Source organism: Rhodanobacter sp. Soil_C_14 (assembly GCF_057657335.1).
Map to the genome: position 1 here is coordinate 60,751 of NZ_JBDGIQ010000008.1, position 20,856 is coordinate 81,606.

The 20,856-nt window shown below is 66.7% G+C and carries 18 protein-coding genes and 1 tRNA gene; 2 read left to right on the plus strand and 17 right to left on the minus strand.

Annotation, left to right across the window (positions count from 1 at the left end; all coding sequences use genetic code 11):
- Positions 1 to 96: 96 nt before the first annotated feature.
- From AC3A56_RS16350 to grxD, 14 genes are all read right to left on the minus strand, one after another.
- The gene (locus tag AC3A56_RS16350; protein ID WP_487771052.1) at positions 97 to 1,542 is read right to left on the minus strand and encodes an L-aspartate oxidase; all 1,446 of its coding nucleotides are present in this window, start codon (positions 1,540 to 1,542) and stop codon (positions 97 to 99) included.
- Positions 1,539 to 2,564 (minus strand): quinolinate synthase NadA, encoded by a 1,026-nt coding sequence (gene nadA, locus AC3A56_RS16355; protein WP_056717167.1) that lies wholly within the window; start codon positions 2,562 to 2,564, stop codon positions 1,539 to 1,541. The genes AC3A56_RS16350 and nadA overlap by 4 nt, the downstream gene beginning before the upstream one ends.
- A 31-nt stretch (positions 2,565 to 2,595) precedes the next feature.
- Positions 2,596 to 3,480, minus strand: coding sequence for a ubiquinone anaerobic biosynthesis accessory factor UbiT (ubiT, locus tag AC3A56_RS16360; RefSeq protein ID WP_487771053.1), 885 nt, complete (start codon positions 3,478 to 3,480; stop codon positions 2,596 to 2,598).
- On the minus strand, positions 3,477 to 4,715 hold the full coding sequence (locus tag AC3A56_RS16365) for a hypothetical protein (protein WP_487771054.1): 1,239 nt from the start codon (positions 4,713 to 4,715) through the stop codon (positions 3,477 to 3,479). The genes ubiT and AC3A56_RS16365 overlap by 4 nt, the downstream gene beginning before the upstream one ends.
- Positions 4,696 to 5,025, minus strand: coding sequence for a DUF2249 domain-containing protein (locus AC3A56_RS16370; protein ID WP_235577858.1), 330 nt, complete (start codon positions 5,023 to 5,025; stop codon positions 4,696 to 4,698). Before AC3A56_RS16370 ends, AC3A56_RS16365 begins: the two co-directional genes overlap by 20 nt.
- 27 nt (positions 5,026 to 5,052) lie before the next feature.
- Positions 5,053 to 6,312 carry an alginate export family protein gene (locus tag AC3A56_RS16375; protein ID WP_487771055.1) on the minus strand — a complete coding sequence of 420 codons (1,260 nt, stop codon included), beginning with the start codon at positions 6,310 to 6,312 and terminating at the stop codon, positions 5,053 to 5,055.
- 208 nt (positions 6,313 to 6,520) lie between these two features.
- Positions 6,521 to 8,038 carry a copper-containing nitrite reductase gene (gene nirK, locus AC3A56_RS16380; RefSeq protein ID WP_487771056.1) on the minus strand — a complete coding sequence of 506 codons (1,518 nt, stop codon included), beginning with the start codon at positions 8,036 to 8,038 and terminating at the stop codon, positions 6,521 to 6,523.
- 124 nt (positions 8,039 to 8,162) lie between these two features.
- The gene (locus tag AC3A56_RS16385; protein ID WP_007807994.1) at positions 8,163 to 8,924 is read right to left on the minus strand and encodes a helix-turn-helix domain-containing protein; all 762 of its coding nucleotides are present in this window, start codon (positions 8,922 to 8,924) and stop codon (positions 8,163 to 8,165) included.
- A 213-nt stretch (positions 8,925 to 9,137) separates the two neighbouring features.
- Positions 9,138 to 9,214: transfer RNA gene (locus tag AC3A56_RS16390), tRNA-Asn, on the minus strand.
- Positions 9,215 to 9,285: 71 nt separating this feature from the next.
- A complete protein-coding gene (gene ppnN, locus AC3A56_RS16395; protein WP_056717299.1) occupies positions 9,286 to 10,686 on the minus strand; it encodes a nucleotide 5'-monophosphate nucleosidase PpnN in 1,401 nt (466 codons plus the stop codon).
- A gap of 129 nt (positions 10,687 to 10,815) precedes the next feature.
- On the minus strand, positions 10,816 to 14,112 hold the full coding sequence (locus tag AC3A56_RS16400) for a TonB-dependent receptor (RefSeq protein ID WP_487771057.1): 3,297 nt from the start codon (positions 14,110 to 14,112) through the stop codon (positions 10,816 to 10,818).
- 469 nt (positions 14,113 to 14,581) lie between these two features.
- On the minus strand, positions 14,582 to 15,181 hold the full coding sequence (locus AC3A56_RS16405; protein ID WP_056717347.1) for a YhgN family NAAT transporter: 600 nt from the start codon (positions 15,179 to 15,181) through the stop codon (positions 14,582 to 14,584).
- Positions 15,182 to 15,251: 70 nt separating this feature from the next.
- Entirely contained in the window at positions 15,252 to 16,016 is a 765-nt protein-coding gene (locus AC3A56_RS16410) for an SDR family NAD(P)-dependent oxidoreductase (RefSeq protein WP_487771058.1), read from the minus strand.
- 2 nt (positions 16,017 to 16,018) lie between these two features.
- Complete coding sequence (grxD, locus tag AC3A56_RS16415) at positions 16,019 to 16,342, minus strand: Grx4 family monothiol glutaredoxin (RefSeq protein WP_487771100.1); 324 nt, start codon at positions 16,340 to 16,342, stop codon at positions 16,019 to 16,021.
- A gap of 111 nt (positions 16,343 to 16,453) precedes the next feature.
- Here grxD and AC3A56_RS16420 point away from each other — a divergent pair, with 111 nt between their 5' ends.
- Complete coding sequence (locus AC3A56_RS16420) at positions 16,454 to 17,032, plus strand: superoxide dismutase (RefSeq protein WP_487771059.1); 579 nt, start codon at positions 16,454 to 16,456, stop codon at positions 17,030 to 17,032.
- 73 nt (positions 17,033 to 17,105) lie between these two features.
- Here AC3A56_RS16420 and AC3A56_RS16425 read toward each other — a convergent pair whose 3' ends face one another.
- The 3 genes from AC3A56_RS16425 to purE form a co-directional block, all read right to left on the minus strand.
- Positions 17,106 to 18,608 (minus strand): SulP family inorganic anion transporter, encoded by a 1,503-nt coding sequence (locus AC3A56_RS16425; RefSeq protein ID WP_487771060.1) that lies wholly within the window; start codon positions 18,606 to 18,608, stop codon positions 17,106 to 17,108.
- 156 nt (positions 18,609 to 18,764) lie between these two features.
- Positions 18,765 to 19,919, minus strand: coding sequence for a 5-(carboxyamino)imidazole ribonucleotide synthase (locus AC3A56_RS16430; protein ID WP_487771061.1), 1,155 nt, complete (start codon positions 19,917 to 19,919; stop codon positions 18,765 to 18,767).
- Positions 19,916 to 20,419 (minus strand): 5-(carboxyamino)imidazole ribonucleotide mutase, encoded by a 504-nt coding sequence (gene purE, locus AC3A56_RS16435; RefSeq protein WP_056767032.1) that lies wholly within the window; start codon positions 20,417 to 20,419, stop codon positions 19,916 to 19,918. Before purE ends, AC3A56_RS16430 begins: the two co-directional genes overlap by 4 nt.
- A 64-nt stretch (positions 20,420 to 20,483) precedes the next feature.
- Between purE and AC3A56_RS16440 the strand changes: the two genes are divergently transcribed.
- The gene (locus tag AC3A56_RS16440; RefSeq protein WP_056717306.1) at positions 20,484 to 20,753 is read left to right on the plus strand and encodes a Trm112 family protein; all 270 of its coding nucleotides are present in this window, start codon (positions 20,484 to 20,486) and stop codon (positions 20,751 to 20,753) included.
- Positions 20,754 to 20,856 lie beyond the last annotated feature (103 nt).

The window sequence follows — 20,856 nt, forward strand, 5'->3', positions numbered from 1 at the left end:
CCAGTGTGCCAGCTGAGCGCCTTCCTGTCTTGACGCGCATCAACGCGATGCCGTACGCGTGCGCACTGAAATGCCGTCGTGGTAGCGAGCAGCGTGTCAGGACGGACAGCCGCGGTCTTCCCGCCAGTGCGCGCCCAGCGAGCGCGTGCGCAGGCGCATCGCGCGCAACAGCGCCTTGCCCAGCTGCGCCTGCCAGCCGGCCTCGGCCAGCACCGCGCAGGCGTGCCACGCATCGCGCAGCGAACGGGCTTCACGGATCGGTCCGCCCGCATGCCACAGCAGCTCGCGCAGCACGGCCAGCTCGGCCGACGGCATGCCCGGGCCGCGCTCGACCACGCGCGTCGGCCCCACCACCACAGCTTCCGCTGCATGGCTCAGCCCTTCGCCCAGGCGGCGGCCGCAGACCACGCCTTCCAGCAGTGAATTGCTGGCCAGCCGGTTGGCGCCGTGCACGCCGTTGCAGGCCACCTCGCCCACCGCGTACAGGCCCGGCACGCTGCTGCGCCCGTCCGCGTCGGTGGCCAGCCCGCCCATGTGGAAATGCGCCACCGGCGTCACCGGCAGGGTGACCTTGCGGGGATCGAAGCCATGCGCCAGGCAGGCCGCCAGCACGGTGGGGAAACGCCGCTCCCAGTCGCCGTCGACACCGGTCGCATCAAGGCGGACACGTCCTCCGGCCGCCTGCACCGCGGCCACGCGCCGCGACACCACGTCGCGTGGCGCCAGGTCGCCCAGCGGATGCACGCCGGCCATCAGCGCGTTGCCGGCGGCGTCGAGCAGGCGGGCACCGGCACCGCGCAAGGCCTCGGTGATCAGCGGCAGGCGATGACCCGCCACCTCCAGCGCGGTGGGATGAAACTGCACGAATTCCAGGTCGCGCGCCGCGGCGCCGGCGGCCAGCCCCAGCGCCAGCCCTGCGCCATCGGCGCCTGCCGGGTTGCTGCTGCGGGCGTACAACGCGCCGATCCCGCCGGTGGCCAGCACCACGGCCGACGCCTCCACCTGCTCATGCCGGCCGCGCTCGTCGCAGGTGCGCACGCCGACCACGCGGCCTTCGCGCAGCAGCAAGGCATCGACATCGACGCCGCCGCGCCATTGCACATGCGCGGCCGCCTGCGCCCGTGCGCGCAAGGCCTGCACCAGGGCCGCGCCGCTGGCATCGCCGCCGGCATGCACGATGCGGGCGGCGCCGTGGCCACCTTCGCGACCCAGCTGCAGACCACCCTGCGCATCGCGATCGAACGCCACGCCCTGCGCCTGCAGCCAGGCAATCGCCGCAGGCGCCTCGGCGGTCAGCCACTGCACCATCGCCTCGTCGTTGTGCTGCGCCCCGGCCACCAGCGTGTCGTGCGCGTGGGCGGCGGGGCTGTCGCGCGGATCGAGCGCCGCGGCGATGCCACCCTGGGCCAGCGCACTGGCGCTGCCGCAGCCGTCGTGGGCGCGACACAGCAGGCGCACCGGCGCGGGCGCCGCGGCCAGCGCCGTCGCCAGTCCGGCGACGCCGCTGCCCACCACCACGATCGGCAGCCGTGCGTGCCTCACACGCGTTCGCGCCGCCCGACGGCGAGCATGCGTTCCAGCGCCGCGCGGGCGCGCTGGCTGACGTCGGCGGGAATCTCGATCGCATGGCGCAGGTCGCGCAGGCAGGCGTAGATGTTCTGCAAGGTGATCCGTTGCATGTGCGGACACAGGTTGCACGGCTTGATGAATTCGGTCTGCGGGAACTGCGACTTCAGGTTGTCGGCCATCGAGCACTCGGTGACCATCGCCACGCGCGCCGGCCTTTCGCGGGCCAACCACTTGCCCATGGCGGTGGTGGAGCCGACGAAGTCGGCCTCGGCCAGCACTTCGGGCGAGCACTCCGGATGTGCCACCACGCGGGTGCCGAACTGCTCGCGCACGTGCCGCACCTCCTGCGCAGTGAAGCGCTCGTGCACTTCGCAGCGGCCGTGCCACAGGATGATTTCCACCTTCGTCTGTTTGGCCACGTGGCGGCCGAGGAATTCGTCGGGCAGGAAGATCACCTTCGGCGCGCCCATCGCCTCCACCACCTGCACCGCGTTGGCCGAGGTGCAGATCGCATCGGACTCCGCCTTCACCGCGGCCGAGGTATTGGCGTAGCTCACCACCGGCACACCCGGATGCTGCGCGCGCAGCGCCAGCACGTCGGCGGCGGTGATCGAGGAGGCCAGCGAGCAGCCGGCTTCGAGGTCGGGCAGCAGCACGGTCTTGTGCGGCGCCAGGATCTTCGCGGTCTCGGCCATGAAGTGCACGCCGCACAGCACGATCAGCTCGGCCTCGCAGTCGGCCGCGGCCTGGGCCAGCCCCAGCGAATCGCCGGTGATGTCGGCCACGCCGTGGAAGATCTCCGGCGACTGGTAGCTGTGCGCCATGATCACCGCGCCGCGCTGCTTCTTCAGCCGATTGATCGCGTCGATCCACGGCAGGTGCAACGGAATTTCCAGGCATGGCACCAGCGGCTCCAGCCGCTCGGCCAGCGCCGCGTAATCGTGTTCGAGTTCGTCGCGCCAGACCGGCACGGGCAGGTTTGCGAGGTCAGTCATGGTGATCGCTGCCGAGGAAAGGAACGAAGCGTCAGGCGTACTCGCCACGATGCGCCGCACGCGCCGCGCGGGCGAACCGGGCACCGCGATTGAGCGCGATGCGCAGGCCCAGCGGCACCGATTCCCACGGCAGCCGCTCCAGCAGGTTGCGCGCGGTGAGGCCAAGTTCGGTATCGCCGGTGAGGTCCAGAGCGCGCTGGAAGAACAGCGTATCGGCATCTTCCAGCCGGCCGGCCAGCAACAGCAGGTTGGTGGCGCTGCCGCGCACGCTGGCCTCGGGTTCGTCGTCGACCACCTGCAGGCGATCACCTTCCAGCGCCAGCACCCAGCGCAGGCGCAGGTCGCTGACCTCAATGGCCAGCCGACGGCCGCGCATGAACTCCAGCGAGCCGTCGCGGATCGGCGTGGCCAGCACACGCTGCATCGCCGCTTCCAGCAGGCGTTGCTGCCAGCGCACCGGCAGGACGCGCAACAGTGGCGCCACGCGTTGCGGTGGCGGCAGCGCGCGCAACAGGCGCGGCGTGATGGAAACAGGAGCTGGAGGCATGCGCATGGTGGGCGGCATCATGCGTGGATCGACGGCGTGGACGCCTTGACCCAGGTCAACGGCGAGGCCTTGCCGCGCGCAGGCATCGGCGATCGCCAGGTTCACCACCCGCGCCGCGGTGTCCGCCGGCAGTTGCAGTCGACGCGCCAGCGCCTGCGTGCGACGACGAACCTGTTGCTCGCGCAACAGGTCACGCGACGGCACACCGCTGCGTGGCTTCAACCGGCCAGCCATGGCGGCAAGCCGCCGACGCGTGGCCAGCAACACGATCAGGCCATCGTCGACGCGATCGATCGCCGCACGTACGCGGGCAAGCGCGAAACGTCCGGCGCCGGGCATCACGGCCCGCTCTCCTGTCGAAACACTCATCGTGACTTCTCCAGCGAGCGCAGAAAATGCGCGGCGCGACGGCCCGCGCCGAGCAGGGTCCAGCCCGTCAATGACCACACCAGCACCAGCGCGATGCCGGCCACGCGCGCCAGCGATGTGGACGGCCAGACCATCGCGGCCGGCAACGACAGCAGCAGCGGCTGGGCCAGCAGAACGCGACGCTTGTCCGCCTCGGGCAGCAGGCGCTGCACGCCGGGCAGCTGGATGCCGCGACCGCAGTGGCGATGCAGCGCGATCCAGCCGATGAAGGGCACGATCTCCAGCATCATCGCGGTCACCAGCAAGGGCAGCGCCAGACCCAGCCCCACGCTGGCGGCGAGCATGCCGCCGGGCACGATCGGCAAGGCCAGCGCGGCGCATGCCAGCGCGATCAGCCCTGCACGCCAGCTGTCCACCAGCGGTCCCCGGCGCAACCGCGGCGCGCGCCACTGCAGCCACAGGCCGGCGCCGGCGAAGATCAGCACGGGCGCGGCAACCACGCCGGCCACCGCGCCGCCTGCGCGCAGGCCGGCAACGGCCACGAGCACCGCGACCACGCCAGCCAGCCACGTCGCCTGCGCCGCTTCGGGCACGCTGCCGGTGCCCTGGAACATCGGCATCACCACGCGTGCCACGGTGGCCAGCAGCACCACGATCCAGCCCAGCACGCCCCAGCTGGCATGCACGTCGGTCCACGCTGTCAGCGGAACGGCGAGGCGCCCCGCCAGGCCCAGCGCAAGCACGGCACCGAGCACGGCGGTGACGAGCGCGGACGCAAGCGCCACGCCGAAGCCCGCACGCAGCAGGCGCTGTCCGGCCGCCGCCAGCAGCCCGGGCACGACCATCAGCGCCAGCATGACGAAGGCAGCCGGCAGGACCATCGCCGCGGTCATCAGGCCGAAAGGCCAGCGCTGGTGCATGCCGGCCACCAGCAGCAGCACGCCGACGTTGAACAGGCCATGCAGCCACCGGCTCGATCGCTCGCCACCGCGCAGCGTCACGCCAGCGGCCGCGGGAAGAAACTGCAGGATGCTGCCGAACATCGCATTACCCAGCACGCCGAGGGTAAACGCATGCACCAGTGCCAGGGTGGCCGGACTCCAACGCGTCCGCAGCGCGGCATCGCCGTCGACGATCAGCAGCACGCCGGCCAGCACGCCCCACAACGGCACCGTGAGCAGGAAGCGTAGCGGCAGCGGCGCGGCCGGCGCTCGGTCAAGCCGCAGCTTCGTCATCGCCGAGCGGACAGCAGATCAGCACGCGGGCACCGCCGCCGGCAAGCAGCGTTGCGGTTGCTGGCCATCCGCGGGCCTGCAGCAGGTCGAGCAGCGGTGTGGGCAGCAAGGGCGTCAGCACTTGCACGGCCTGACCCGGACGCAACGCGTCGGCGGCGGCCAACGCGCGCATCATCGGTTGCGGCGACGGCAGGTCGCGCAGATCGAGTTCGAGCAGCGGCGCGTCAGCGACGCCGCACACGGTGGAAGAGGTGTTCTGCATGTCGCCATCAGACCGCGGATGCACTGCGGACGCGCTGACCTGGGTCAACCCGCCCGCAGCTCGCCGCCAGTCGTCTCAGCGTGCGCCGGCCAAGCCATGCTGGCCACGCCACTCCAGCTGCAACCACACCTTGGCGCTGTCGCGACCGAAGCCGTCCGCCTGGTAGTTGCCCAGCTTGACCAGGCCGCTGAGTCCGCTTGCCAGCGGGAACGCCAGCGACGCATCCCATTCGCTGCCATAACGGCCGCCACGATCGGCGCGATAGTCGTGCCACACCACGGTCCAGGCCAGCTTGCTGGCAAGGCCGGCGCGACCGAAGTTGCCGTTGACGCCCACGTAGCGATCGTCGAGCCCACCGGCCGGCGTCACGTTGAACTGGTCGTTCCAGCCATTGAACGCATGCAGCGTGGCCAGCGGCGTCTGCAGCGCATGCAGGCCGTTGCCGCCCAGGTGTTCCCAGCCCAGCTTCGCGGTGATGCCCGATTGCGTCCAGCTCGGTTCAAGCAGCCAGTAGCTGTGCGCAAAGTTCAGCGGATTGTCGGCATGCTCGTATTGCCGCGCACCCTCCACCGTCCAGCCCAGTCCGTTGCCATCGCGCAAGGCCTTGCCGTTCCAGCGCAGGCCATAGGTGGCGCTGGAAGCGCTGGCGACGTCGCGGTCATCGTGCAGGTAGGCGTAACCGGTGAACTGCTGCGTGCCCCGCGTCCACGCCACGTTGAGCAGATGGGTATTCAGCTTGCGCTCGCGGGCCAGCGGATTCAGCGCATCATCGCCGGCCACCCGATGCACGCGGTCGAGCCAGTCGTAGTTCACCGTCAACGCGGACCACGGCTGCCATTGCAGGGCGACGGCATCGAAGGTCTGTTCGTGCTGGCGCCAGCCGCTGTTGCCGATCCAGCGCTGGTTGTCGACGAGCAGCCGCTGGCGACCCACCGTCGCGGCGAACTGGCTGCCCTGCCAGCGCACCCAGTACTGGTTGAACTCGCTGCCCTTGGGATCGGTCACCGCCGGATACCGGCTCTGTCCGTTCGCGCCGCTGTTGTAGCGATCGCCGGCGCTGGCCACGCCGGCGCCTTCCAGCAGGCCGCTCCAGCCGTGGCCGAATTCCGCATGCAGGCCGAGCCGCAGGCGCAAGGTGTCGGCGCTCGCGTTGCGGGTGAACGCATCGTCATCGACACCTTCATGGCGCAGGCGGGCATCCCACTCCAGTTGCAGCGAAGGTGTGGCCGACGTGGTGGCCGGCAAGACATTGGCGGATTCGCCCGCGGCCCAGGCCGGCATGGCCACGATGGCCATCAGGCAGGCCATGGAAAGACGGTTTCTCGTGTGCTTCATCGCGTTGCTCCCTTGTAGTTGGCGGGAGTCTCTGCCTGCGACGACGCACCCGACCTGACTTCGGTCAAGTCATGGCAAGGGATGCCACCACTGTGACAACGCGCCGCGCAATCCACCCATGCGACAACGCCGTCCATGCGGACGGCGCTGCTCTCTGGTCGATACGGTATGGCCGTATGGACGGCCATACCGATATTTCGTTTCGGCATCAGTGTTCGGCAGGTGCGGCCGGTACCGCCGCGGCACGTGCCTTGGCTACCTCGTCCTTGCTGATCTGGCCACCCGGGTTGCCCCAGCTGTTCAGCACGTAGGTCAGGATGTTGGCCACCTCGTCGTCGTTGAGCTGGCTCATCGGCGGCATCACCGAGTCGTACTCGTGGCCGTTCACCGTGATCTTGCCGGTCAGGCCGTGGGTGACGATGGTCATCGCCCGCTTCGGATCAGCCGCCAGGAAGTCCGACTTCGCCAGCGGCGGGAACACGTTGGCCAGGCCTTCACCGTTGGACTGATGGCAGACCGAACAGGTGCCGGTGAACAGCTGCTTGCCCGCGGCGATCTGCTCCTCCTTGGTCAGCGTGCCGGCCGCATGCGCCTTGGCCGCCGTGGTCACCGCCTTCAGGTTCGGCTCCGAGCGATCGCCCAGGTACACCGCGTCCACTTCCTTGCCCGAGTAGATCGACTTGTCTTCCGGGCCGTCCACCTTGAGGATGCCCAGCGCGCCCTTGTTGAAGGCGCGGAAGATCGAGTGGTCGACCAGCACGTAGCTGCCCGGCACGTCGGTGTGGAATTCCACCGTGGCCGCGCCGCCGGACGGGATCAGCGTGGTCTGCACGTTGTGCTGTGCCACCGTGCCGCCCTCGGGTTGCACCTTGTCGAAGATCTCGCCGATCACGTGGAAGCTCGACACCAGGTTCGGACCGCCGTTGCCCACGAACAGACGCACCGTCTCGTTGGTCTTGGCGGTCAGCGCGTTGTCGCCGGTGAGCGCGCCTTCCTTGCCGTTGAACAGCACATAGGTCGGGTTCTCATCGATCGCCTTTTCCATGTCGAACGGCTGCAGGCCCTTCTGCCGGTACTTGCCGGTGGTGTAGAAGTCGCCCTGCATTACGTAGTACTCGTGGTCGACCGGGCTGAGGCCCTCCGGTGGCTCGACCAGGATCAGGCCGTACATGCCGTTGGCGATGTGCATGCCCACCGGCGCGGTGGCGCAGTGGTAGACGAAGATGCCCTGGTTGAGCGCCTTGAAGGTGAACTGCGATTCGTGGCCCGGCGCGGTAAAGCTGGAGGCCGCGCCGCCACCCGGACCGGTCACGCCGTGCAGGTCGATGTTGTGCGGCATCTTGCTGTCCGGCGCGTTCTTCAGGTGGAACTCCACCGTGTCGCCCTGGCGCACCCGGATGAAGCTGCCAGGCACGGTGCCGCCGAAGGTCCAGAAGGTGTAGCTGACGCCTTCGGAAATCGGCATCTCCTTCTCGACCACTTCCAGCTCGACGATGACCTTCGCCGGATGGTTGCGATGGATCGGTGGCGGCACGTGCGGCGGGCTGGTCAGCACCGCGTGGATCGGCTCGCCCTGGGGCGGGCCGAAGTCGCCGTGGGTGGCGGCGATCGCGGCCGGGCTGGCGGCAACCTCCCCCACCGGCGAGACCGAAGACGACTTGCCCGAACAGCCGGCCAGCGTCAACGCACTCGCCGCGGCAAGAACGAGTAACAACGAACGTGACATGGGTTTCTCCCTGTGGTTTCTGGATGAAATCGTAAGGAGAGGTCACGAACCGCGCTTGACGCAAGTCATCTTTGTCGATGGAAAACTGCGCGTGCGTCAAGCCGCCACAGGCATCGAAAATCGCTCAACGCGGAAGCAGGTTCCTGCCGAGCTGCTGCAAGCGCTCGGGATCACGCAACACCAGCTCGCGACCTTCCAGTTCGATCAGTTCCTGCTGGCGGAAACGGCTGAGCACGCGACTCACGGTTTCCGCGGCCAGGCGCAGATAGTTGGCGATGTCGCCGCGCGACATGCTCAGGTGGAAGCGTGTGCCGGAAAAGCCCCGCTCCTCGTAACGCCGGGCAAGATCGGTGAGGAACGCCGCCATGCGCGCGTCGGCGTTGTGATCGCCGGCCAGCAGGGTGGCCATGCCCAGCTCCTTGCTGATCAGGCTGAACAGGCGCTGCTGCACCGCCGGCATGCGCGTGGCCAGCGCGCTCATCGCGGGGAACGAGAAGCGGCAGAAGTAGGCGGTGTCCAGCGCCACCGCGTCGCAGGGGAAGTGGTCCGGATAGATCGCATTGAGGCCGATCACCTCACCCGGCAGATAGAAGCCCAGCACCTGCTCGTGGCCCTCGGCGTCGACCATGCTGGTCTTCACCGTGCCGGCGCGCACCGCAAAGATGGAGCGGAACGGATCGCCGGTGCGGAAGACGTGCTCGCCGGCATGAAACGGCCCGACGTGCTCGACCAGGCAATGGAGTTCCAGCAGCTCGGGCTTGCCATAGCCTTCGGCAATGCAGGCGCCGGAAAACGCGCAGGTGCGACAGAAATGGGTTTCGTCGCCGTCGTCGGCAATCGGATTCGGTGGCTCGGGCAGGCGGCCTGCCGGGTTGTTGCGGCGCATGGGAGACCTTGCAAATCGCGCGAATCGGACCAGGCGCGCTGATGTCGGCATACCGCCACCGGCGCGCTGCGAATACCCCGCGATGATACGCAATGCCGACCGCCTCTGCGGTCCGACCCGCCGGTCATGTCGTCGCACTGCCCCGGCGGCGCGCCGGTTTGCGTTCCGCAAAAAGAACAGGGGCCGGCATCACTGCCGACCCCTGTTTGCATTTGGCGCCCGAAGTTGGACTCGAACCAACGACCCCCTGATTAACAGTCAAGTGCTCTAACCAGCTGAGCTATTCGGGCGTGAGCTGCGTAGTTTGCTGAGCAGGCCGCTGGCTGTCAAGACATCACCAGCGATTCCTGCCACTTTTTCTTCAGGCACCGAGCACCCGGTAGCACGGCTCGTACGCGCTGCCGCCGGGAAGCTTCATGCGGTGCTGTGCCACGAAGGCCTGCAACAGCTTGTCCAGCGCACGCATGATGTCGGCATCGCCGTCGATGTCGAACGGCCCGTTCTTCTCGATCGCCTGCACGCCCTCCTCCTTCACGTTGCCCGCGACGATGCCGGAAAACGCGCGGCGCAGGTCCGCGGCGAGCTCGTGCAGCGGCCGCCCATGCCGGATCTGCAGCGCGCGCATCGCCTCGTGGGTGGGCCGGAACGGTTGCTGGAATTCCAGCGGGATCTGCAGCGCCCAGTTGAAGAAGAACGCATCCTTGGTGTCGAGCCGGTTGTGGCGCACCTTGTCCAGGCCCTTGATCATGGTGCGCGCCACTTCCTGCGGATCGTCCACGATGATCTGGTAGTGCTGCGCCACCTCGTCGCCCAGGCTCAGTCGCAGGAAACGGTCGATCTGCTCGAAATAGGCGGCCGACTGGCGTGGGCCGGTGAAGATCAGCGGGAACGGCGTGCCGGCGTTGTCCGGGTGCAGCAGGATGCCCAGCAGGTACAGGATTTCCTCGGCCGTGCCGACGCCGCCGGGGAACACGATGATGCCGTGCCCGAGGCGCACGAAGGCCTCCAGCCGCTTCTCGATGTCCGGCATGATCACCAGGTGGTTGACGATCGGGTTCGGCGATTCGGCCGCGATGATGCCCGGCTCGGTGATCCCGATGTAGCGGTTGTGCCGGCGGCGCTGCTTCGCGTGCGAGATCGTGGCGCCCTTCATCGGCCCCTTCATCGCGCCCGGGCCGCAGCCGGTGCAGATGTCCAGCCCGCGCAGGCCGAGCTGGTAACCGACCAGCTTGGTGTAGTCGTATTCCTCGCGCGAGATCGAGTGGCCACCCCAGCACACCACCAGGTTCGGGTCCACCTGCGGTTTCAGGATGCGCGCGTTGCGCAGGATCTCGAATACGCCCTGGGTCAGCCCCGCGGATTCGTCCAGGTCGAAGCCGACCTGCTCCAGTTGGGTCGACACGTAGACGATGTCGCGCACCACCGCGACCAGCAATTCGTTGATGCCGCGGATGATCTGGCCGTCCACGAAGGCCTGCGCCGGCGCGTTGGTCAGCTCGATCTTCATGCCGCGATCCTGCTGCAGCACCTGGATGTCGAAATCGGGGTACTGCTCGAGGATCGCCCGCGGGTCGTCGCTGATGTTGCCGGAGGTCAGCACCGCCAGCGCACAGCGCCGCAGCAGTGCGTGCAGACCGGAACCACTGGCACCGCGCAGGCGCGCCACTTCATGGCGCGAGAGCACATCCAGGCCACCGATCGGCGAAATGCGGGCGCTCACGACGCCGGTTCTGGCTGGCGCGCCCTTGTAGGTGTCATTCATTCGATTGCTTCTCCATGGCCGCTCCATCGCGGCCGACCTGTTAGCTTCCTGCGTGAACCACGATATGGTCAAGCATAAAAAAACCGGCGCCCTCGCGGGCGCCGGTTGCGTTTCAGACCCGGGAACGGATCAGAACGTGTACTTCACCGTCAGCTGCACCGCCCAACGCTGAGCCAGATCGCTCGGGAAGGTCGAGGTCGGCACCTGCTCCGGGCTGTAGCTGCCATCGTGGAGGTACTTGGAGCCGGAGATGTCGTAGATGTACTTGCCGTCGGCATCCACGCCGTAGAAGTCAGCCAGGTTGCGGTAGCCCGGGAAGTTGGCGCGCTTCTCGATACCCCAGTGCTTGTTCAGCAGGTTGGTGAAGTTGTAGACGTCGAGCTTGATCTTGCCCTTGTTGCCCTTGAACAGGCCAGGAATTTCCTGACTGAAGCTCAGGTCGATCTGGTTGAGCCAGCCTGCGTGATCGCCATTGCGGCCGGCGGGGCCGCCCTGATGATCCTTCAGGTAGTCGTTCCCCTTGATGTAGTCGTAGAACTGCTGGATCAGCGCCGGATCGGTACCGGTGCGGAACGACACCTGGCCCGGGTTCGGGATGAAGACCAGGTCGTTGCTGAAGCCGTCACCATTGGCATCGTTGCCAAAGGTCCAGCTGTACGGCGAGGCATTGTGGCCGTCATAGAACACGCTGGCGCTGGTGGCGTAATCGCCGAAGAAGCGATGCTGCCAGTTCAGGCCGGCGATCACGCGGCGCGGAATCGAGTAGTTCGACGGGCTCGCCTTGTCCTCGTTCGGGTTGAACACGTAGTTGTTGACGTAGTTCGAACGGGCGACGCTGCTGGTACCCGGGTTCACTTCCGTGGCGCGGCTCCAGGTGAAGCCCACCATGCCCGACCAGTCGGTCGAGAACGGCTTCTTCAACGACAGCGCCAGGCTGTCCGCACTGCCGCGGCTGCTGTTGGCCAGGTTGATGGTGCCGTCGGAGAAGGCGCCATTGGCGAGGTAACGCGACTGCTGACCCGACGAACGCGGATCCTTGGTCGGGTTCTTGTAGTAGGTGAAGCGACCATCCGGCAGCACACCGGTGGGAGCACCGATGTTCATGTTCTGATAGTAGATCGCGTCACGCACCTTGATGTGCTGGTAGTCGGCCGTGGCGACCAGGCCCCACCACGGCAGCTCCTTGTCCATGCCCACGCTGAACTTCCACACGCTCGGCAGGCGGAAGCCCGGCGAGACGGTGTTGACCGTCTGCTGACCCGAACCGACCACGCCGTCGTTCTGGTTGTGCGCATCCGGGCTGAACGCCGGCAGATTCGTATTGCAGGGAGCCCTCTGCGTCGGGCCACAGTTGAACTGGGTCTGCGTCGCACCCGAGTTGGAGAAGATGTTGCCGATCCACACGCCTGGCGGGTTGGAGATGAACAGGCCCGCGCCACCACGCAACTGGGTCAGACGCTCGGTGTCGAAGTTGTAGTTGAACGACAGGCGCGGCTGCACCACGCGGTTGCCGTTGATCGTGGTCTGGTTGGTACGACCAAAGCCGCCGGTGGCAGCACCGGTCACCGGATTGGTGCCCGGCGCCGCAGCGAACAGCGGGTTGTAGATCGGCTTGTCGCTCATCAGCGGGATGTCGACGCGGATGCCGTACTGGACCGACAGGTTGTTGGTGACCTGCCAGGTGTCCTGCAGGAACACGCCCCACTGCTTGAGCTCAAAGTTGGCGGCAACGTCATTCAGGCTCAGGCCATCGGCCGGGCGGCTGTAGCGGTACTGGTAATAGTCGCCATTCGCGAAGTTCTCAAGACCGCTCAGGCCGTTGCCGTCCTCGAACGTGTAGCTGCCGAAATAGTTCTGCAGGAACAGGTTGTAGGTCGTGTCGCGCTCGTAGTCGAAGCCGCCCTTGATGGTGTGGTCACCCGCGTAGTACGTGCCCGCCCAGGCGGCGTTCAGCGTCTTCACGTCCAGGATGTTGGCCTGGTACGAATAGTTGGTGCCGAATTCCACCTGCGCGCCGTCGCTGAAACCGACCGGATAGATGGTGATGTCCGGCAGGGCGCCGCCCGCCACTGGATTGCTGCCCTTGTGGAACTTCGCGTACGAGATGGTGGTGTCGGTCGAGAACGAATCGGACCAGTCGTCGTAGAAATGCAGCGCGTAGCTGGTGTTCTTGGTATCGGAGTTGTACCAGCCGCTGGACAGCACCAGCTTGCTGCTGCTGCCGCCGATGGTCGGCTTGCTTTCCTTGGTCTGGCTGAAGGTGAAGCTGGCACGATGGCTGTCGCTGATGTTCCAGTCGATCTTGCCCAGGTAGCGCTTGTCTTCCAGGTCGGTGTTGCCACCGCCCGCGGAGCCGATGTCGGTGATGCCGTACTTGCTGGCGGCAATGTCGCGCACCTGCTGGATCATGTCCGGGGTGAGCCCGTCCACGATGACGCTGGCGCCGCTGCCTTCCGCACCGTAGGGGCTGCCCGAACCGATCTGCTTGCTCTTCTCGGCCGAGATGAAGAAGAACAGCTTGTCCTTGATGATCGGGCCACCGACGGTGGCGCCGCCGGTCCACTGGCGATCGAAGCCATTGAACTTGGCGTCGGCCTCGTTCTTGCCGATCATGTTCTGGTTCTGGAATACGTAGTAGACCGAGCCGTGGAAATCGTTGGTGCCGCTCTTGGTCACCGCATTGACCACGGCGCCCACGCCGCGGCGGGTCGCCACGTCATAGTTCGCGGTGGAGATGTTGTATTCCTCGATCGTGTCCTGCGAAATCGGCGTGGACAGGGTCGGCAGGCCGTTCGCATTCAGGCCGAACGGATCGTTGGCGCTGACCGAATCGACGGTGATGTTGTTGTAGCGGCTGTTCTGGCCGATGGCCGAGAACGAACCGGCGGCGCGGTCGGTGACCACGATGCGCGGATCGAGGCGCACGATGTTCTGGATCGAGCGGTCCGGCGTCGGGGTCGCTTCGATTTCGCGGCTCGACACGTTGGTCGAGATGCCCTTGTTGTCAGCCGAAAAAGTCTGGGCCAGCGAGTTGGCCGAAACGGTGACGCCACTGAGGTTGGTGGCTGCCTGCTCACTGGCGCCGCCCATCGTCAGATTGACCGGGGTTTCCTGAGCCAGCTGCAGATAGACGTTGTCCTGTTCCGCCTGCGCCATGCCGGCCTTGGAGACGGTCACGTCGAACGGACCGCCCACGCGCAGGCCCTGCGAGGAATAACGACCATCCGGACCGGTGGTGGTGATCTTGGTAGTGCCTGAGGGCTCATGCACGATCTGCACGGTGGCGCCGGCGACCGGCTGGCCGCTGGCGTCGAGCACGCGGCCGCTGATCGAGGAAGAGGTGTCCTGCGCCATGGCAGGCACCGACGCTGCCAGCAACGAGGCAATGGCAAACGGAAGGAGTTTGGTGCGAATTCGGCTATTCATTCTTGATCGACCCTCAGGCTCGCAACGAAAAGGAAACTCAGGTTTGAAGGTCAAAAGCGTGGCTCCGCCCGGCGCAGGCCAGGCAACATCGACACGATCTGCAACCCCAATTGATTTGCGCGGTTCCAAAAGCAGCACGAACCGCAAGAACTCCAGCACGCTGGACCAACCCGTCCGCGGCTTTGTTAAATGATTGTAACGACATTGTATGACATTTTTGTAACGTTTACACGTCACCCCGGCGCGGCGAACCCCTCCCCCGAACGCGAGCACGAAGCTTTCCAAATCAGTCACATGGCGAGCCTTCCCGGGATCGCCATGGCCGTCGTGCGACACCTTATCCAGGGACGCGCCTATACCGAACGGAGAATGTTTGCCGCGGTTTGGCGCACACCAGCCGGATGTCGATTTCGCGAAACCCTCGCGACCGCGTTGCCGCGCCGAAACAACTTGCGGCAGGGGCGAAAGCTCAGGTGCTCGCGTGCAGGAACGAGGCCACGCCGGCCATGAACATCTGCACCGAAAGCGCGATCAGCAGCATGCCCATCACGCGTTCCAGCGCCGTCAGCACGCTCTCGCCGAGCCAGCGAAACAGGTAGGTCGAGCTGAGCAGGATCAGCGCGGTGGCGAGCCATGCCAGCAGCAGGGCCAGCACCCAGTCTGCGGTGCGACCGGGCTGGGTGTTGGTCAGCAGCAGCAGCGCCGCCATCGCCGAGGGGCCGGCCACGCCGGGTATCGCCATCGGCACGATGAACGGCTCGCCGCCACCGGATTTGCCGAAGATGCCGCCGCCATCAGCGGGCGGGAACACCATGCGGATGCCGATCAGGAACAGCACGATGCCGCCGGCGATGCTGATCGACTCCTGCCTGAGCTGCAGAAGATGCAGGATGTACTGGCCGCCGAACAGGAACGCCAGCAATACGCCCAGCGCGATCAGCAGCTCGCGCACCATCACGTGGCGGCGGCGCTTGGGCGGCACGTCCTTCAGCAGGCTGAGGAACAGCGGGATATTGCCCAGCGGGTCCATGATCAGGAACAGCAGGATGCCCGCGGACAAGGTGGTCATCTGCGCTTCCATTTCGACTCCATGTTTGATCGACGCCGGTGTGGCGCCCTTTCGGTGGACCTGCTGCCGATCAGCCGGCCCGCAGGTCCAGTATCGTGCCGCGCGCCGGGGCGCCCCGCGCGCCCAGCAGGTGGATCGCCGCGGCGGCGGTGGCATCCGGCAACGGTCGCTGCAGCAGGTCTTCGCCGAAGTAAGCCAGTTGCCGCAGCGCCGTGCGCATCGGCGCCGGCAACAGGGCATGCACCCGCAGCGAACCGGTGTCGGTTTCCTCGTGGAGGATCGCCGCGAAACGCTCCAGCGCCGCCTTCGATGCGCCGTAACCGCCCCAGTGCGCGCGCTGCAGCAACTCGGGGTCGTCCAGCACGAACACCACGGCACTGTCATCGGCCTGGGTCAGCAGCGGCAGGCAGGCCTGGGTCAGCGCGAACGGGGCGTTGACGTTGACATGCATCGCGCGCAGCCAGGCGTCCGGCTTGTGCATGGTGATCGGCGTGAGGCCGCCGAAACTCACGGCGGCGTGCACGATGCCGTCGAGGCGACCGAAGTCGCGCTCCAGCCCTTCGGCCAGCGCGGCATAGTCCTTCGGCGTGGCCACTTCCATGTCCAGCGGGTGGATCACCGGCTCGGCCAGGCCTTCGGCGAGCATCGCGTCGTAGAGTTGCTCGAGCTGGCGCTTGCGCTTGCCGGTGATGACGACGGTGGCGCCCGCACGCGCCGCGGCCCGCGACACCGCCCCGCCGAGGCCACCGTAGGCGCCGGTGACCAGCACCACGCGGCCGGCCAAGATATCGCTGGCGGGCTGCCAGTCATCGGGCAGGCGAGAAAAAGGCAGCATGCTCAAAGTGCGACTCCGGCAACGTCGCTGGCCATGCGCGACAGCTCGCCGGCAGCCTTCAGCTCCTCGATGATGTCGCAACCACCGATCAGCTCGCCCTGGATGAACAACTGCGGAAACGTGGGCCAGTTGGAAAAATGCGGCAACGCGGCGCGGATGCGCGGGTCGGCCAGCACGTTCACGGCCTGGAACACCGCGCCGGCTTCGGTCAACGCCTTCGCGGCGCGATACGAAAAGCCGCACATCGGAAACTCCGGCGTGCCTTTCATGAAAAGCACGATGGGATGCGCGGCCAGCATGGCCCTGATTTGCTCGTTGATGTCCATAGTTCGGTGATTCATCTTTACAATGCAGGCAGAGCGCTATTGTATCAGCCAGCCGTCGGCTGCCGTCCGCTGCGCCGACCTTTTTCCCAGCCAACGTCAAGGAGCCTCAACATGGCGATCGAACTTCCCCCGCTTCCGTACGAAAAGAACGCGCTGGAGCCGCACATTTCCGCTGAAACGCTGGACTTCCACTACGGCAAGCACCACCAGGCCTACGTGACCAACCTCAACAAGCTGATCGAAGGCACCGAGTTTGCCGACGCGCCGCTCGAGGACATCATCCGCAAGTCGTCCGGTGGCGTGTTCAACAATGCCGCCCAGATCTGGAACCACACGTTCTACTGGAATTCGATGAGCCCGAAAGGTGGCGGCGAACCCAACGGCAAGCTCGCTGACGCGATCAACAAGGCGTTCGGCTCGGTCGACAAGTTCAAGGAAGAATTCAGCAAGTCCGCCGCCGGCAACTTCGGCTCCGGCTGGACCTGGCTGGTGCAGCGACAGGACGGTTCGCTGGGCATCGTCAACACCTCGAACGCGGCCACGCCGATCACCGGCACCGACAAGCCGCTGTTCACCGCCGACGTATGGGAACACGCCTATTACATCGACTACCGCAACGCCCGCCCGAAGTATCTGGAAGCGTTCTGGAACCTGGTGAACTGGGACTTCGCGGCAAAGAACCTCGCCTGAAGTCCGGTCATCTGAAAACAGGAAGCGGGGCCGCCAGCGGCTCCGCTTTTTTCATGCCTGCGCGAAACCCCGATCAACCGAGCCGATCATCCGCCAGGTGATAGTGCGGGTCTTCGGCGGCGTTCGATTCGATCATGCCGCCCGCCTTCAGCAGCAACTCGGCGCAATCCGGACTCAGGTGGCGCAGCTGCAGTCGTTTGCCGAGCTTCTGATAGCGCTCGGCCAGCGTATCGATGGCCTCGATGGCGGAGTGATCCATCACCCTGGCCCGGCCGAATTCCACGATCACCTGCTGCGGGTCATCTCCGGGATTGAACAGGTTCTGGAAATTGCGGGTCGAGGCGAAGAAAAGCGTGCCCTTCAGCTCGTAGATGCGGCGGCCTTGCGCATCGGTGTGCGTGTCCACCTCGATCTGGCTCGCGTGCTGCCAGGCGAATACCAGCGCCGAGATCACCACGCCCAGCAGCACCGCCAGCGCCAGGTCGGTGAAGATGGTCACCACGGTGACCGCCACGATCACCAGCGCATCCGCGCGCGGCACCTTGCCCAGCACGCGCACGCTGCCCCAGGCGAAGGTCTTCGCCGACACCACGAACATCACCCCGATCAGGGCCGCCAGGGGAATCCGCTCGATCAGCGCCGAGCCGAACAGGATGAAGCTGAGCAGGCCCAGCCCGGCGACGATGCCGGACAGGCGATGCGTCGCGCCGGCACCGACGTTGATCATGCTCTGCCCGATCATGGCGCAGCCGCCCATGCCGCCGAACAGGCCGGTCACCACGTTCGCCGTGCCCTGCGCCAGGCATTCGCGGTTCGGCTTACCGCGGGTATCGGTCATCTCGTCGATCAGGTTCAGGGTCAGCAACGACTCGATCAGCCCGACCATGGCCATGATCAGCGCGTACGGAAACACGATGCGCAGCGTGTCGGCATTCCATGGCACATCGGGAAGGTGAAAGCTGGGCAAGCCGCCCCTGATCGACGCGAGATCGCCCACCGTGCGGGTTTCGATGCCGAAGGCATTGGTCAGCACCGCAACCGCCAGGATCGCCACCAGCGCCGAAGGCACTGCCCGGGTCAGCCGCGGCAGCAGGTAGATGATCACGATCGCCATCGCGACCAGGCCGAGCATCACCCACAGGGTGTGACCCGCAATCCACTGGCCATGCTGCTGGAAGTGCGGCATCTGGGCCAGGAAGATCACGATCGCCAGGCCGTTGACGAAGCCCAGCATCACCGGGTGCGGCACCATGCGGATGAACTTGCCCAGCCGCAGCGCACCGAACAGCAACTGCAGCAGGCCCATCAGCACCACGGCGGCAAACAGATATTGCACGCCGTGCTGCACCACCAGCGCCACGACCACCACCGCGATCGCACCGGTGGCTCCGGAAATCATTCCGGGCCGGCCACCCAGCACTGCAGTGATCAGGCACATCATGAAGGCCGCATACAAGCCCGTCAGCGGATTGACGTGGGCGATCACCGCAAAGGCGATCGCCTCGGGCACCAGCGCGAAGGCCACGGTGAGACCGGACAGCGTGTTGCTCTTCGCCTGGGCGAGCGAAAGGGACATGGGGGTTCCTGGAATGATGAATGGCCCCGACGGCGCACGTGGCTCGGGCCGGCAATCCGCCGTGCCGTCGGGCCGCGGGAATATCGGGAAGAAGGCGAATGACATGCCTGGCCGGCGTGGGCGTTCGGCCAGGTCGCCAGATTTCGGACTGCGGCTTTAGGACAACGCCTCGATGGTCGGACGCGCCTGCGCCTGACGTCCCATCGCGTCCGCCATGTCCGCCAGCCGCGCGGCCAGCACGGCCGCCTCGTCGGCGCATACGGTGGCGTGTCCCACCTTGCGTCCGGGTCGTGCCTGCTTGCCGTAATCGTGCCAATGCGCGTCGAGGGTCCCCAGCACGCCGACCGGCTCGGGCAACTCACCGATCCAGTTGAACATCGCCGACACGCCGCGCGCACCGGTATCACCCAGCGGCATGCCCAGCACGGCCCGCACGTGGTTCTCGAACTGGCTGGTGCGGGCACCCTCGATCGTCCAGTGCCCGGAGTTGTGTACCCGCGGCGCCATTTCGTTGCCGAGCAACTCGCCATCCCTGACGAACAGCTCCAGCGCGAACACCCCCACATAACCCAGCCGTTCGGCCAGGATGCGGGCCAGTTCGGTGGCGCGCCCCTGCAGCACGTCGATGTCCGGCGCCGGCGCCAGGCTCATCGACAGCACGCCGTCGACATGCCAGTTGCGGGTCAGCGGCCAGGTGCGGAAGTCACCGTCGCGGCCGCGCACGGCAAGCACCGACAGCTCGCGCTCGAACGGCACGAAGGCCTCGAGGATCAGTCCATGGGCCGGTGCCTGTGCGCCGAGCGCCGCCCAGGCCGCGTCGGCATCGGCTGCCTCACGCAAGCGGAACTGGCCCTTGCCGTCATAGCCGAGCCGCCGCGTTTTCAGGATGGCCGGCGCGCCGACCCGGGCCAGGGCCTGGTCCAGCTGCTCACGGGTGTCCACCGTCATGAAATCGGGCGTGGGCAAACCGCATTCGCGGAACAGGGTTTTCTCCGCCAGTCGATCCTGCGCCACTGCCAGCGCCTGTGGCGCGGGAAACACCGCCACGCGCTCGGCCAGCCAGTGCGCGGTTTCGGCAGGCACGTTCTCGAAATCGAAAGTCACCACATCCACCTGCGCGGCAAACTTCTCCAGCGCCGCGTAGTCGGTCCAGTCGGCCACTACCAGCGGCGCGACCTGGCCTGCGCAGGCGTCGGCCGCGCTGTCCACCACCAGCAACTTCACTCCCAGCGGCGCCGCCGCCAAGGCCAGCATGCGCGCCAGCTGGCCACCACCGAGTACGCCCAGCACGGGCTGCTGCCGTTCGCTCATTGGCGCGGGTCCGGCTGTTCCAGCACGGCCTGGGTCTGGCGCTGCCGCCAATTCTCCAGCGCCGTCGCCAGGTCGGGATCGTGCAGCGCCAGCACCGCCGCCGCCAGCAGGCCCGCGTTCACCGCGCCGGCGCGACCGATGGCCAGCGTTCCAACCGGGATGCCGGCCGGCATCTGGGCGATCGACAGCAGGGAATCCATGCCGTTGAGTGCCTTCGACTGCACCGGCACGCCGAATACCGGCAGGCGGGTCTTGGCCGCCAGCATGCCTGGCAGATGGGCGGCGCCACCGGCGCCGGCGACCACCACCTGGATGCCGCGAGCCGCCGCCTGTTCCGCGTAGCTGAACAACAAGTCGGGCGTGCGGTGCGCGGAGACCACCCTGACCTCATGGGCAACGCCCAGTTCGGTCAGCACGTCGACCGCGTGCTGCATGGTTTCCCAGTCCGAGCGCGAGCCCATCACGACGCCGACGCGCGGCTGCATGCTTGTTCCTGTCATGGCCGGAATGCCCAAAAACGGCTATTGTACGGGCTTTCTCCACCCCGGCACACCCAAGCGAACCATGGACAAGCGCCTGCTAGACATTCTGTGCTGCCCGGTCAGCAAAACTCCGTTGCGTCCCCTGAGCAAGCGTGAACTCGAGGCACTGAACGAGGGCATCGGCAGCGGCAAGGTCGACACCGTAGCCGGCGTGGCGGTGGGCCAGCGGGTCAGCGAAGGCCTGATCACCACGGACGGCAAGGTGATCTACCGGGTCGAGGACGGCATTCCGGTCATGCTGCCCGAAGAAGGCATCGGCACGCTGCAACTGGCCGATTTCCCTGCGGCCTGAGGCCGCAGCACCGGCCTGAAACGCCGGACCGCGCATGACACGGGGGCGTCATTTCGCTTATCGTCAGCACCTGCGCGATCCATTGTGGGTCCTGCCGCACGCC